Source organism: Cellulosimicrobium sp. G4 BAM 1002, assembly GCF_057126935.1.
The window spans coordinates 1,731,687-1,744,806 of record NZ_CP182109.1; the positions used below are offsets into that span (position 1 = coordinate 1,731,687).

Genomic DNA, 13,120 nt, shown 5'->3' on the forward strand with positions numbered 1-13,120 from the left:
GCGGGATAATCGGTACCGAGCGTCGTCGGGCCCCCGTACGCTGGGGCGCCGCGGGTGCGCCGCACGACGGCCGCACCGGCGGACCGCCAGACACGAGCACGGACCGAAGGACGGTAGGACACCGATGGCGAAGGACACGGGCCGCAAGGTCGTCGCCAGCAACCGCAAGGCACGTCACGACTACGTCATCGAGGACGTGTACGAGGCGGGCATCGTCCTGTCCGGGACCGAGGTCAAGGCGCTCCGCATGGGGCGCGCGTCGCTCGTCGACGGGTACGTCGCCGTGGACCGCGGCGAGGCCTGGCTCGAGAACGTGCACATCCCGGAGTACACCGAGGGCACGTGGAACAACCACGCGCCGCGGCGCAAGCGCAAGCTGCTCCTGCACAAGGAGGAGATCCTGCGGCTCGAGGCGAAGGTCCGCGAGAAGGGGCACACGATCGTGCCGCTGTCGCTGTACTTCCTCGACGGCCGGGCCAAGGTCGAGCTCGCGCTCGCACGCGGCAAGAAGGAGTACGACAAGCGCCAGGCGCTGCGTGAGAAGCAGGACAACCGCGAGGCCCAGCGGGCGATCCGCCAGCGCGAGCTGCGCTGAGGCCGGCCACCCCGAGCGTCGCGGCTCGGGCTGGTGGGAGGGCCCCGCTGGACGTACGGTCGAAGACGTGGCCGCGCCGCGCGCGGTCGTCCCCGCCGGTCGATCTGGAGGTCCCATGGTCAAGCTCCGCCAGTACATCCCGCGTGTCGCCGCAGGCGCCTACATCCTCAACTCCGGGCTGAACAAGCGCGGCGCCGACGAGCAGACGGCGCAGGGCATCCACGGCATGGCGGCCGGGACGTACTCGTTCCTCGAGGACGTCGAGCCGCAGCAGTTCACGAAGGCGCTCTCGACGGCCGAGATCGCCCTCGGGACGGCTCTCCTCCTGCCGTTCGTGCCGACAGGGCTGGTCGCCCTCGGGCTGGGGACGTTCTCGGCGGGGCTCGTCGGCATGTACCTGAAGACGCCGGGGATGACGCAGGACGACGGCGTACGCCCCACCGAGCAGGGCACCGGCCTCGCGAAGGACGTCTTCCTGCTGGGCATCGCCGGGGGGCTGCTCGCAGACTCCTTGAGCCGCAAGCGGTAGCGCCCGGAAATAACGGTGCGACCGGCGCTGTTGATCCCGTAGTCTGGACCTGCTGCACGCGCCGCACGGACCGTTCCGAGAGGGATGATCCGGTGGCACGGTTCCCGGAGCTCCTCGTGGGCGTCGGTCGCCGGTGCAGTGGGTGACAACTCCACAGGGGGTGATCGGTTTCGACGGTGGTCGTGCTTCGAGGAGAAGCGGGCCGAGGATGCAGGCTTATCTCGTAAACGATGTCTGCAAACCACAGGTGCCGATAACAAGCGCACCGACTTCGCCCTCGCCGCCTGAGCGAGCCCCGAAGTCCGTCAGCCCGAGCTAGCTCTCGACTCGGATCCTGGCGTCATCTAGAGAGCCACTGCTCGTAGTCCTCGTCACCGGGGCTACGGGGACTTTTAGGTGACTGAGCCCGTCCGCATCTTGTCTGCGTGAGTGCGGGGGCCGAGAAAAACGACAGCAGACTGCGCCCGGAGAAGTCCTTGATCGGCGTCACCGGACCGGGGTTCGATTCCCCGCACCTCCACCCCTGCGGCCGCGGCCCGCACCCCACCCGGGTGCGGGCCGTCGTCGTTCCAGAAGACGGTGGTTCACCAGCCGTGGACCGACCACACGGCGTCCGCGTCCGCGCCGTCGAGCCACTCGACGGTGAGCTCGACGCCGTGCACGACGACGGATCCCGGAGCCCCGTCGAGATCCAGGGCGGGTGCGGCGGCGTCGTCGCTGTACACGTCGTCGAACGGGTTGGCGCCGGAGACGTCCGCGTCGAGGTGCAGGCGCCACTGCACGCGCGGCTCGGGGTTCACGTGCGCGGGGAAGGCCTGCGGACCGACGGTGTCCCAGTGGGTGCACCTCCGGGTGACGACGACCCCGACGACCCTCGCCGTGCCGTCGGTCTCGCGCCAGAGGCGGCCGACCTTCTCGGTCCCGCGGTGCGGTGGAGCAGCGTCACTCACGCGTCGCCCCGACGAGCGGCCTGCCGGCCGCGGGCGAGTCGTCCGGCGAGTCGTCCGGCCCCGGTGCCTCCCCGGGGGAGGGCGGTGCGCCGCCCTCGGCCCGTCGGCGCGCACGCCGTAGCACCCACCGCACCACGAGCGCCACGGCACCCGCGACGACGAGCCACGGCAGGAGCGCGCCGAGGACGATAACGAGGCCGTTGAGCGTGGTGAGCAGAGCGTTCCAGCCGTTCTGCAAGCCGCCGAGGAAGCCGCCCGGCGCGAGCCGCTCGACGGGCGCGACCTGGACGATCGACACGTGCAGGGTCGACATCGAGACCTGGTCGGTGAGCGCTGCGCGCTGCGACTGGAGCGACTCGAGCTCGGCCTGGCGGGTCGTGAGCTCCTGCTCCGCCGCGAGAAGGTCCTCGGTCGTCGCGGCCGAACCCATGAGGGCCTGCAGTCGGTCGACCGACGTCGAGAGCGCCTCGACGCGGGCGTCGAGGTCGCGCGCCGTCCCGGTGACGTCGACCGCCTCGATCGACAGGTCGCGCACCTCGCCGACCTGGTCGAGCGCGTCGACCGTCGCGGTCGTCTGCGCGGCGGGCACGCGGATCGTGAGCTCGGCGCTGGGGCGCACGTCGCCGTCCGCCTCGGTCTGGCGGCGGGTCTCGACACGACCGCCCGCGCTCTCCGCGAGGCCGACCACCTGGTCGGCGGCGGCGGCCGGGTCGTCGGCGACGACCGTCACCGATCCCGTCGTGATGATCTCGCGGTCCGCCTCCGCGGGAGCGCTCGTGTCACCGGCAGCGACCCCGGTCTCTCCCTGGGCGGCCTGCTCCTCGAGCGCCGCGTCGGCCTCCCCGGCGGACGCCTCCGAGCGTGCTCCGCCGTCGTCGACCGACGCCGCGTCCCCCGCTTGACCGGAGCAGCCCGCCAGGAGCGTCGCGCCGAGCAGGAGGGTCGCGACGAGCGCGAGGGGTCGACGAGTGGTCCGCATGCTGCGAGCGTAGGGGGCCAAGCGTGCGAACCAGACAGGCGGTGCGACATCGTGACCGTCTTGTGAACTGGCCGTGATCCCACCGCAGCCTGCACGGCAGGATGGGTGCGTGCTCGTGTGCTGCGGTCTCGTCACGCTCGACGTCGTCCAGGTCGTCGACCGGATCCCCGGTCCCGACGAGAAGGTCGTCGCGCGCTCCCTCGCCGCGACGTTCGGCGGTCCCGCCGCGAACGCCGCGGCGACGGCGGCCGCCCTCGGGGTACCCACGCGGCTCGTCACGGCGGTGGGCGACGGGCCCCTCGCGGCGGCGGTCCGCGCCGAGGTCACGGCGTGCGGGGTCGACCTGGTCGACGCCGCGGCGGGGGAGGGCGGGCAGCTCGCCGTCTCGACCGTCCTCGTCACCGAAGGCACCGGGGAGCGCGCGGTGGTGAGCACGAACGCCGCGGGCTTCGCGGACGTCGCGGCGCGCGCCGACGCCGATCTCCTCCTGGGTGACGTCGGTCCCGGCGACGTCCTGCTGCTCGACGGGCACCTGCCCGCGCTCGCGCTCGCGACGGCGCGGCGGGCTCGCGAGCTCGGGTGCGCCGTCGTGCTCGACGGCGGCTCGTGGAAGCCCGACGCCCCGGAGATGATCGCGTTGTGCGACGCGGTCGTGGTCTCCGCCGACTTCCGCCCGCCCGGGGTGCAGGTGGCCGACGTGCTCGACGACGTCGCGGCGCGTGGTCCGCGGTTCGTCGCCCGGACGAGGGGCGCCGAGCCCGTCGAGGTCCTCGAGGCGAGGGAGCGGTCGTTCGTCGACGTGCCCCGGCCAGTGCGCGTCGTCGACACGCTCGGGGCGGGCGACGTCGTCCACGGGGCGTTCGCCGCGGCGGCGGCGGGCGGCGCCTCGTGGCGCGCGGCGCTCGAGCAGGGGGTCGCGGTGGCGACGCGCTCGGTCGAGCACGCAGGCGCGCGAGGATGGATCGCCGCGCGCGGCTGATCGGCTACATTTCGGTCACGAAGCGCTACGGAAGTTGACAGGCACTTAGTAAAGGCAGTCTACTAACAAACATGACAACGGCAGTCACCGGGACCGGCGCACCGAGGAGGCGACTGAGCACAGGGCTCAGGCCGACCTCGAAGGTGCTGCCCGAGCACGCTCGGGCGCACAACCGCTCCCTCGTGCTGCAGCACCTCTTCCACGAGGGTCCGACCTCGCGCGCCGACCTCGCCCGCGCCACGTCGCTCACCCGTGTGACCATCTCCGACCTCGTCTCCGTGCTCATCGCGGAGGGCCTCGTCGAAGAGCTCGGCGTGCGGCCCGGCCAGCGCGTCGGCAAGCCCGCCATCCTCGTCGGGATGCGTACGAGCGCGTACCAGATCGTCTCGGTCGACCTCACCGACGACGAGGTGCTGCGCGGCGCCGTCCTCACGCTCACCGGTGACTTCGTCGTGCGGCAGAGCCTCGCGGTCGACGGCCGCACGGGCACGGAGCTCGTCGACCTCCTCATGCGCTTCTGCCGGGGCCTCATCGCCTCCGCCACCCAGCCCGTCATCGGGGTCGGCATCGGGTCGCCCGGTGTCGTCGACGCCGAGGGCCGCGTCATCGAGGCGCCGAACCGGCGCTGGTACGACGTTCCCCTCGCCGCCCAGCTCACCGAGCGGCTCGGCCTCGCCGTGCACGTCGCGAACGACGCGAACATCGCCGCGCTCGGCGAGTTCACCTTCGGGGGAGCGGCCGGCGACGGTCTGCTCGTCCTCACCGTGGGCGAGGGCGTGGGCGCCGGCATCATGGTCGACGGCGGGCGCGTGCGCGGGCACGCCGACGCGGCCGGAGAGCTCGGCCACGTCACCGTGGTCGACGGCGGCGAGCCGTGCGCCTGCGGGCGCCGCGGCTGCCTGGAGACCGTCCTGTCCGTGCCGGCGCTGCGCCGCGCGGTCGAGGGACTCGACACCGAGGCTTCCGACGCCGTCCTGGCGTCGGTGGGCAGGACGCTGGGCATCGCCCTGGCCCCTGTCGTCAGCGCGCTCAACCTCGCGGAGGTGCTCGTCAGCGGTCCGGCGGACCTGCTGGACGGCGCTCTGCGCGAGGCGGCGTTCGAGACCATCCGTTCCCGCACCATGCCGGTCATCGGCAGCGGGCTCCAGGTGCGGATGGCGACGCTCGACGAAGACGTGGTCCTCGCAGGGGCTGCAGTCCTCGTCCTGTCCGGACAGCTGGGAGTCTCATGAGCCGTTCGCGCACCTGAACCCCCGCAGCCCGAACGGCGCCAGGACATCACGGGTCCTCGGCGCCGGCACCACCCCGGGAACCCCCAGCGAAGCCCCTCCCGGGCAGCATCAGACGCACGACCCTCGCACGACCTGAGTTACGCAGGACCCCTGCACACACGACAGCAGCCCTGCACGGCCGGAGTTCGGCAGGAGTCCTGCACACCTCGGGTGGCGTCACCGACGCCGCCACACAGAATCACCGAGAGGAAGCACCCAGTGAAGAGGAACCGTCTCGTCGCCACGTCCGTGGCGTCGACGATCACCCTGGCGCTCGCGCTGACCGCCTGCGGCAGCGGCGGCACCGGCAACGACGACACCGACTCCGGCGAGGGCACCGCGGAGGCCGCGGAGATCACGCTGTGGCTCGCCGGCCCCGACACGCCGGACGCGCTCCGCGAGTACCTCGTGGACACGTTCGAGTCGGAGAACCCGGGCTCGACCCTGAAGATCGAGCAGAAGGAGTGGCCGGACCTCGTCCCGACCCTCACCACCGCCCTGCCTGACGCCGAGAACACGCCCGACGTCGTCGAGATCGGCAACACGCAGTCCTCGACGTTCACGACGGTCGGCGCGTTCCGCGACCTGACGCCGCTCTACGAGGAGCTCGGGGGCGACAAGCTCCTCCCGTCCTTCGTCGAGGCGGGCAAGGTCGGAGACCAGAACTTCGCGCTCCCGTACTACTACGGCTCGCGCTACATGTTCTTCCGCAAGGACATCTGGACGGCTGCCGGCCTCGAGGTGCCCCAGACCCTCGCCGAGTTCACCGAGTCGGCCAAGAAGCTGCGCACCGACACGCAGTCGGGCTTCGCGATGGGCGGCCAGGACTGGCGCAACGGCATCTCGTGGGTCTTCGCGAACGGTGGCGAGCTCGCCGTCGAGGAGGACGGCGAGTGGGTCTCCACGCTGAGCGACCCCAACACGATCACGGGCCTCGAGCAGTGGCAGGAGATCTTCCAGGGCGCCTCGAACGTCCCCGCGACCGCGATGGACGTCGCGTACTGGGAGTTCCTCAACGACGGTGCCGACGGCGCCCCGGCCGAGGCGGCGACGATCATGGCTCCGGGCTGGGCCCGCTGGTCGATCGGTGAGCTCACGACCAACGACGAGGGCGAAGAGGTCCGCGACGGCATGGTCGACGACACCAAGTACGACATCTTCCCGCTCCCGGGTGTCGACGGCGGCCTGGCCCCCGTCTTCGCCGGCGGGTCGAACATCGGCATCTCGGCGAAGTCGCAGCACCCGGAGCTCGCGGAGAACCTGCTCCGGATCATCTTCTCCGACACGTACCAGTCGATGCTCGGCGAGAACGGGCTCGGCCCGGCGAACAGCGACTTCAACGACACCCTGGGTGACGACAAGTTCGCGACGACGATGATCTCCACGGCCGCCGACTCCAAGCTCACGCCGCCGGCGCCGGGCTGGGCCGCGGTCGAGGGCGCGCTCGTGTACGAGCAGCTCTTCCAGGCCATCGCCGAGGGTGGCGACGTCACCGCGCTCGCCGCGGAGTACGACGAGAAGATCACCCCGATGCTGAACAACGGCTGACGACACCCTCGTCGACCCGAGTCCGAGCGGCTCGCGCCCGGGCGGTCCTGACGGCACCCCGTCAGGACCGCCCCGGGCGGGACGCGCTCGGGAGGAGCCCTGAATGAACACCACCACCTCGCCGCCCGTCGCGGCGACCGTACCCCCGGTCGTCGGCCCGCCGCCGGCTCCGCGCCGTCGGCGGCCCAGGTCCCGGGCGCCGTACTTCCTCCTCGTCCCGGCGGTCCTCGCGATCCTGCTCGGCATGGGCTACCCGGTCTACTGGCAGATCATCACCTCCCTGCAGGAGTTCGGTCTCGCACAGCAGTTCGGCCAGCCGCCGGCCTTCGTCGGTCTCGACAACTACGCACGGCTCTTCACCGACAGCGCGTTGTGGGCCGTCGTGATCCGCTCCGTGGTCTTCTGCCTGGTGAACGCCGGACTGACCGTTGTCCTCGGCATCCTCTTCGCGCTCCTCATGAAGGCCGCGTCGAACGTCTCGCGCATCGTCCTGCAGGTGTCGATGCTGCTCGCCTGGGCCATGCCCATGGTCGCCGCCGTGACGGTCTTCAAGTGGCTCTTCGACTACCGCGTCGGCGTCGTGAACTGGCTGCTCGTGCAGATCGGCCTGGACCAGTACCAGGGCTACGCCTGGCTCGCCCAGCCGCTCACCTTCTTCTTCGTCGCGACGCTCGTCATCGTCTGGATGTCGGTCCCGTTCGTCGCGCTGTCGGTCTACGCCGCCCTGACCCAGGTGTCCGACGAGGTCCTGGAGGCGGCGTCGCTCGACGGCGCCAACGCCTGGCGCACGTTCTGGAGCATCATCCTCCCGACGATCCGTCCGGTCCTCGCGATCGTCCTCCTGCTGCAGATCATCTGGGACCTGCGCGTCTTCGCGCAGATCCGGCTGCTGCAGGACGGCGGCGCCCCCGTCTCCGAGACGAACCTCCTCGGCAACTACATCTACGAGCTCGGGGTCGCCAAGAGCGACTTCGCCAGCGCTGCGGCCGTGTCCATCTTCGTGCTGCTCCTGACGATCGCGCTGAGCTGGCCCTATGTCCGCAGCCTGCTCAAGGAGGACGAGTCATGACCGCCGCAACCTCGACCCGTGGGCCGGTGCGCCACCGTCCCGGGGCGGAGACCAGCACGCGGCAGCCGGCGTCACGCCGGCGGTTCCGCCCTGGCGTCGTCGGCGCGTCGGTCGGTGCGGTCGTCGTCGCCCTCGTGTGGGTCTTCCCGGTGTACTGGATGGTCAACACGTCGCTCCTGCCGCGCACGCAGGTCCAGTCGCGCACGCCGACGTTCTTCAGCCTCGACGCGGGGTTCTTCAACTTCGCGAGCGTCCTCGACGGCGACTCGTTCCTCAACGCCCTGCGCATGAGCGTCGTGGTCACGCTGGGCACCGTGGTCTTCGTGCTGGTCTTCGCGTTCCTCGCGGCCCTCGCGATCAGCCGGTTCCGGTTCCGCGGCCGCAAGTCGTTCATCATCGCGATGCTGTTCATCCAGATGCTCCCGGCCGAGGGCCTGTTCATCGCCCAGTACCGGATGCTGTCGGGCGCCGATCTGCTCAACTCCGCGATCGGCGTGACGGTCCTGTACACGGCGGCGGTCATCCCCTTCACCGTGTGGATGCTGCGCGGGTTCGTCGCCGGCGTCCCGGCCGAGCTGGAGGAGGCCGCCATGGTCGACGGGCTGAGCCGTACCGGAGCCTTCATCCGGATCACGTTCCCCCTGCTGGCCCCCGGTCTCGTGGCCGCCGGCGTCTACGCGTTCCTCCAGGCGTGGAACGAGTTCACGATCGCGCTCGTCGCGCTGCCGTCGAACTCGGCGCAGACGCTCCCGCTGTGGCTGCGCGGGTTCCTGAACTCGAGCGTGAGCCAGGGCGTGAACTGGGGCGAGGTGATGGCGGCGTCGACCCTCATCGCGGTCCCGGTGATCATCTTCTTCCTCCTCGTCCAGGGTCGGATGACCGGTGGCCTCGTCTCGGGTGCGGTGAAGGGCTGACGTGAGCGACCTGAGCACGGCCGCCTCGCCCACCGGCGAGGCGGCCGCAGCCCCGGCCGGGCTTCCTGGCCCCACGGCCCCCGCACCCGCGACGCGCGAACCGGCCCCGACCGGTCCCGGCTCGACCGTCGGCCTCGACATCGGCGGCACCAAGGTGCTCGCGACACTCCTCGGGCCCGACGGCGTCGCGCGCGAGACCCTGCGCCTGCCGACCGTCCGTGGTCCGGAGGGTGTCGTGGCGAGCGCCGCGCGCGCCGTGCGCGAGGTCGCCCGCCGGGCGGGCGTCGACCTGGCGTCGCTCGACGGCGTCGGTGTCGGGGTCCCGGGGCTGGTGGACCCCGACGACGGCTCCGTGACACATGCCGTGAACCTCGGTATCGAGGGCGGGCGGTTCCCGCTCGCCGCGGTGCTGTCGGCCGAGCTCCGCGGCGTGCGCGTGCACGTCGACAACGACCTCAACGTCGCCGCCCTCGGCGCCTCGCACCTGCGGGGTGCCGACGGCGCGGACCTCGCCTTCCTCGCGCTCGGGACCGGCCTCGCGGCCGGGATCGTGCTGGGCGGAGAGCTGCGGCGCGGGGTGAGCGGCGCGGCGGGCGAGATCGGGCACATCCCGATCGACCCGCACGGGCCCGAGTGTGCGTGCGGGCAGCGCGGCTGCGTCGAGGTGTACGCCTCGGGATCCGCGCTCTCCGCCCGCTGGCCGTCGCAGCACGGGCGCCCCGCCCCCGCAGAGCTCTTCGCGGCGGCGGCCGCGGGCGACCCGGAGGCCGTGCGGATCAAGGCGGAGTTCGCGTCGGCGGTCGCGTCCGCCGTGCGTATCCTCGAGCTGACGGTCGACGTCCGGCACGTCGTCCTCGGGGGTGGGGTCTCGGCGCTCGGCGAGCCGCTGCTCGAGGCCGTCCGGGCCGCCCTCGAGGCACAGTCCCGGAACTCGCCGTTCCTGTCCTCGCTGCGTCTCGCGGACCGCGTCTCCCTCGCGCCCGCCGACGTCCCCGTCGCCGCCGTGGGCGCTGCCCTCGTCGGCCGTCGAAAGGTGTCCTGATGGAAGTGGTGATCGCTCCTGCGGAGCGGTTGGCGGTGCTGGCTGCGGACGCGGTCGAGGCGTTGGTGCGGTCGCGTCCGGAGGCGGTGCTGGGCCTGGCGACGGGGTCGAGCCCGTTGCGGGTGTACGACGAGCTGGCGCGCCGGCACGCCGAGGACGGGTTGTCGTTCGCGAAGGTGCGGGCGTTCATGCTGGACGAGTACGTGGGCCTGCCGGTCGATCATCCGGAGCGCTACCGGAACGTGATCGAGACGGAGATCGCGTCGCGGGTGGACTTCGCGCCGGGTGCGGTGCAGGGCCCTGACGGCAACGCGGACGATCTGGTGGCGGCGTGCGCGGCGTACGAGGAGTCGATCACTGCGGCGGGGGGTGTGGACCTGCAGCTGCTGGGGATCGGGACGGACGGGCACATCGCGTTCAACGAGCCGGGGTCGTCCCTGGCGTCGCGCACGCGGATCAAGACGCTGACGGCGCAGACGCGGGAGGACAACGCGCGGTTCTTCGACGGTGACGTGGAGCAGGTGCCGCGGCACTGTCTGACGCAGGGGCTGGCGACGATCATGTCGGCGAGGCACCTGGTGCTGCTGGCGTCCGGGAAGGGCAAGGCCGAGGCGGTGCACCAGCTCGTGGAGGGCCCGATCAGCGCGTTGTGGCCCGCGACCATCATGCAGCTGCACCCGCACGCGACCGTGCTGGTCGACGACGCCGCGGCCTCGCGCCTGCAGCTCGCGGACTACTACCGCCAGACCTACGCGTCCAAGCCCGACTGGCAGGGCCTGTAGACAGCCTCCTCCCGGACCCGGGCCGGCCGCTGACCGACTCCGCGCCGCGACCGCAGCCGCCCGCCGTCGCCGACCCACGCCCCTGGGTCGTGCGACGGCGGGCCTTCGTGTGCGTGCAGCCGTCCGGCGGGCGGGGCTCCGCACCGACGGCGGCTCGACAGGCGATCCCGGTCCCGACCCGGCTGTCAGCCGCGAGACGTAGACTTCCGACCATGATCGAACCGCACGCGAGCACGCCCCCCGGTGGGCCCGAGGACCCGTTCCGCAGCCCGTCGACCGAGCCGTCCACCGGCACGTCGACCGGTGTCCTCGAGCGCGAGGAGACGCGCGAGCAGGCGCAGCCGGGCGACCACGAGCGCTTCGCGCACTACGTGCGCAAGGAGAAGATCATGGAGTCCGCGCTCTCCGGCAAGCCGGTGATCGCGCTGTGCGGCAAGGTGTGGGTGCCGGGCCGCGACCCGAACAAGTTCCCCGTCTGCCCCACGTGCAAGGAGATCTACGACGGTCTGCGAGACCCGCAGGACGGCGAGGGTGACTCCGGCAAGTGAGCGCCGAGCACCACACGACGTCCACCGGCCCCTCCGCCTCCTCATCACAGACCCCCGCATCCCGTAGCAGGCCCGGCCCGCCCGCGCCCCTGAGCCCGTCGTCCGCCGCGGCCTCGCACCTCTCGCCCGCCTTCCCGCGCCGCGCCCCCTGGGGCTCGGCGTCGAAGCTGCGCGCCTGGCAGGCCGAGGCGCTCGAGCTGTACCGCACGCGGTCGCCGCGGGACTTCCTCGCGGTCGCCACCCCGGGCGCCGGAAAGACCACGTTCGCGCTGCGTGTTGCGACGGAGCTGCTCGAGCAGGGGATCGTGCGGCGCGTGACGGTCGTCGCGCCGACCGAGCACCTCAAGCACCAGTGGGCCGACGCCGCGGCGCGCGTCGGCATCCGTATCGACCCGAACTTCCGCAACAGCCAGGGACGGCACGGCGCCCACTACGACGGCGTCGCGCTGACGTATGCGCAGATCGCGGCCAAGCCGGCGCTGCACGCGGCACGCACGACGGCCGACCGCACGCTCGTCATCCTCGACGAGGTGCACCACGGCGGGGACGCGCTGTCGTGGGGCGACGCGGTGCGCGAGGCGTTCGAGGACGCCGAGCGGCGTCTCGCGCTGACCGGCACGCCGTTCCGCTCCGACACCGCGGCGATCCCGTTCGTCGAGTACGAGCGCGGTCCCGACGGCATCCGCCGCTCGCGCGCCGACTACACCTACGGCTACGGCGACGCGCTGCGCGACCACGTCGTGCGTCCCGTGATCTTCCTGTCGTACTCGGGCAACATGCGCTGGCGCACGAAGGCCGGCGACGAGGTGAGCGCGCGTCTCGGCGAGGCGCTCACGAAGGACATGACGGGTCAGGCGTGGCGCACCGCACTCGACCCGAACGGCGAGTGGATCCCGTCCGTCCTCGCGGCGGCCGACAAGCGCCTCACCGAGGTGCGGCGCGCGATCCCCGACGCGGGCGGTCTCGTCATCGCGACCGACCAGACCGACGCGCGGGCCTACGCCGGCCATCTCGCGCGACTGACGGGGAAGTCGCCCGTCGTCGTGCTCTCGGACGACGACGGCGCGAGCAGCCGCATCGAGGAGTTCGCGGACGGCGACGCGCGCTGGATGGTCGCGGTCCGCATGGTGTCCGAGGGCGTCGACGTGCCGCGGCTCGCGGTCGGCGTCTACGCGACCTCGACGGCGACGCCGCTGTTCTTCGCGCAAGCCGTCGGGCGGTTCGTCCGCGCGCGCAAGCGCGGCGAGACCGCGTCCGTCTTCCTGCCCAGCGTGCCGCACCTGCTCGAGCTGGCCAACGGGCTCGAGCTCGAGCGCGACCACGCGCTCGACCGACCGCTGACTGCCGAGGAGCAGGGCGAGGGGTTCAACCCCGAGGACGCGCTCATGGCCGAGGCGAACCGCGAGGACAAGGCGTCGGGCGAGCTCGTCCAGGGCTCGTTCGAGGCGCTCGAGGCACAGGCGTCGTTCGACCGAGTCCTGTTCGACGGCGGCGAGTTCGGCACGGGCGCGGACGTCGGCTCCGACGAGGAGCTCGACTTCCTCGGGCTCCCCGGCCTCCTCGACGCCGACCAGGTCACCACGCTCCTGCGCCAACGGCAGGCGGACCAGCTGAGCGCACGGTCGAAGAACACGCAGTCCGCCGAGCGCGAGCGCTCCGAGCTGGAGCACCGGCGCGCGGCGGAGCTGCGCAAGGAGCTGCAGCAGCTCGTCTCGGCGTGGGCACGACGCAGCGGCCAGCCCCACGGCACCGTGCACAACGAGCTGCGCCGCCGGTGCGGCGGCCCCGAGGTCCCGCTGGCCACCGTCGAACAGCTCGACGCCCGCGTCGCCCTCGTCCGCGGGTGGTTCGTCGGGAAGCGATAGCCCCCCGACCCCGGGTCCGGCGTGCTGTGGTCGGGTCGCGGCAGTGCTC

13 protein-coding genes and 1 other RNA gene are annotated in these 13,120 nt (G+C 72.2%); 12 read left to right on the forward strand and 2 right to left on the reverse strand.

Annotation, left to right across the window (positions count from 1 at the left end; all coding sequences use genetic code 11):
• Positions 1-124 precede the first annotated feature (124 nt).
• The 3 genes from smpB (at position 125) to ssrA (ending at position 1,647) form a co-directional block, all read left to right on the forward strand.
• On the forward strand, positions 125-595 hold the full coding sequence (gene smpB, locus ACMXGY_RS07780; RefSeq protein ID WP_483776279.1) for an SsrA-binding protein SmpB: 471 nt from the start codon (positions 125-127) through the stop codon (positions 593-595).
• A gap of 115 nt (positions 596-710) precedes the next feature.
• Positions 711-1,124: a hypothetical protein gene (locus ACMXGY_RS07785; protein WP_483776280.1), complete on the forward strand. Its 414-nt coding sequence runs from the start codon at positions 711-713 to the stop codon at positions 1,122-1,124.
• A 156-nt stretch (positions 1,125-1,280) separates the two neighbouring features.
• Positions 1,281-1,647, forward strand: a transfer-messenger RNA (tmRNA) gene (gene ssrA, locus ACMXGY_RS07790).
• Positions 1,648-1,708: 61 nt separating this feature from the next.
• Here the strand turns inward: ssrA and ACMXGY_RS07795 are convergent.
• Positions 1,709-2,074 carry a hypothetical protein gene (locus ACMXGY_RS07795; protein ID WP_483776281.1) on the reverse strand — a complete coding sequence of 122 codons (366 nt, stop codon included), beginning with the start codon at positions 2,072-2,074 and terminating at the stop codon, positions 1,709-1,711.
• Positions 2,067-3,053 (reverse strand): DUF4349 domain-containing protein, encoded by a 987-nt coding sequence (locus ACMXGY_RS07800; RefSeq protein WP_483776282.1) that lies wholly within the window; start codon positions 3,051-3,053, stop codon positions 2,067-2,069. Before ACMXGY_RS07800 ends, ACMXGY_RS07795 begins: the two co-directional genes overlap by 8 nt.
• Positions 3,054-3,162: 109 nt before the next feature.
• Here ACMXGY_RS07800 and ACMXGY_RS07805 point away from each other — a divergent pair, with 109 nt between their 5' ends.
• From ACMXGY_RS07805 to ACMXGY_RS07845, 9 genes are all read left to right on the forward strand, one after another.
• Positions 3,163-4,032: a PfkB family carbohydrate kinase gene (locus tag ACMXGY_RS07805; RefSeq protein WP_483776283.1), complete on the forward strand. Its 870-nt coding sequence runs from the start codon at positions 3,163-3,165 to the stop codon at positions 4,030-4,032.
• 71 nt (positions 4,033-4,103) lie between these two features.
• Positions 4,104-5,264 carry an ROK family protein gene (locus tag ACMXGY_RS07810; protein WP_483776284.1) on the forward strand — a complete coding sequence of 387 codons (1,161 nt, stop codon included), beginning with the start codon at positions 4,104-4,106 and terminating at the stop codon, positions 5,262-5,264.
• Positions 5,265-5,522: 258 nt separating this feature from the next.
• Complete coding sequence (locus tag ACMXGY_RS07815; RefSeq protein WP_483776285.1) at positions 5,523-6,851, forward strand: extracellular solute-binding protein; 1,329 nt, start codon at positions 5,523-5,525, stop codon at positions 6,849-6,851.
• Between the two features lie 103 nt (positions 6,852-6,954).
• Positions 6,955-7,920: a carbohydrate ABC transporter permease gene (locus tag ACMXGY_RS07820; protein ID WP_483776286.1), complete on the forward strand. Its 966-nt coding sequence runs from the start codon at positions 6,955-6,957 to the stop codon at positions 7,918-7,920.
• Entirely contained in the window at positions 7,917-8,834 is a 918-nt protein-coding gene (locus tag ACMXGY_RS07825; RefSeq protein WP_483776287.1) for a carbohydrate ABC transporter permease, read from the forward strand. Before ACMXGY_RS07820 ends, ACMXGY_RS07825 begins: the two co-directional genes overlap by 4 nt.
• 1 nt (position 8,835) lies before the next feature.
• Positions 8,836-9,876: an ROK family protein gene (locus ACMXGY_RS07830; RefSeq protein ID WP_483776288.1), complete on the forward strand. Its 1,041-nt coding sequence runs from the start codon at positions 8,836-8,838 to the stop codon at positions 9,874-9,876.
• The gene (nagB, locus tag ACMXGY_RS07835) at positions 9,876-10,658 is read left to right on the forward strand and encodes a glucosamine-6-phosphate deaminase (RefSeq protein ID WP_483776289.1); all 783 of its coding nucleotides are present in this window, start codon (positions 9,876-9,878) and stop codon (positions 10,656-10,658) included. The genes ACMXGY_RS07830 and nagB overlap by 1 nt, the downstream gene beginning before the upstream one ends.
• A gap of 212 nt (positions 10,659-10,870) precedes the next feature.
• Entirely contained in the window at positions 10,871-11,206 is a 336-nt protein-coding gene (locus ACMXGY_RS07840) for a DUF3039 domain-containing protein (RefSeq protein ID WP_483776290.1), read from the forward strand.
• A gap of 89 nt (positions 11,207-11,295) precedes the next feature.
• A complete protein-coding gene (locus tag ACMXGY_RS07845) occupies positions 11,296-13,071 on the forward strand; it encodes a DEAD/DEAH box helicase (RefSeq protein ID WP_483776815.1) in 1,776 nt (591 codons plus the stop codon).
• Positions 13,072-13,120: the final 49 nt, after the last annotated feature.

What these genes read in the sequence shown, in the direction of transcription:
- ACMXGY_RS07820 (WP_483776286.1), top strand. Translation starts at nt 6,955, where the DNA reads ATGAACACCACCACCTCGCCGCCCGTCGCGGCGACCGTACCCCCGGTC.
- ACMXGY_RS07825 (WP_483776287.1), top strand. Translation starts at nt 7,917, where the DNA reads ATGACCGCCGCAACCTCGACCCGTGGGCCGGTGCGCCACCGTCCCGGG.
- smpB (WP_483776279.1), top strand. Translation starts at nt 125, where the DNA reads ATGGCGAAGGACACGGGCCGCAAGGTCGTCGCCAGCAACCGCAAGGCA.
- nagB (WP_483776289.1), top strand. Translation starts at nt 9,876, where the DNA reads ATGGAAGTGGTGATCGCTCCTGCGGAGCGGTTGGCGGTGCTGGCTGCG.
- ACMXGY_RS07800 (WP_483776282.1), bottom strand. Translation starts at nt 3,053, where the DNA reads ATGCGGACCACTCGTCGACCCCTCGCGCTCGTCGCGACCCTCCTGCTC.
- ACMXGY_RS07840 (WP_483776290.1), top strand. Translation starts at nt 10,871, where the DNA reads ATGATCGAACCGCACGCGAGCACGCCCCCCGGTGGGCCCGAGGACCCG.
- ACMXGY_RS07785 (WP_483776280.1), top strand. Translation starts at nt 711, where the DNA reads ATGGTCAAGCTCCGCCAGTACATCCCGCGTGTCGCCGCAGGCGCCTAC.
- ACMXGY_RS07810 (WP_483776284.1), top strand. Translation starts at nt 4,104, where the DNA reads ATGACAACGGCAGTCACCGGGACCGGCGCACCGAGGAGGCGACTGAGC.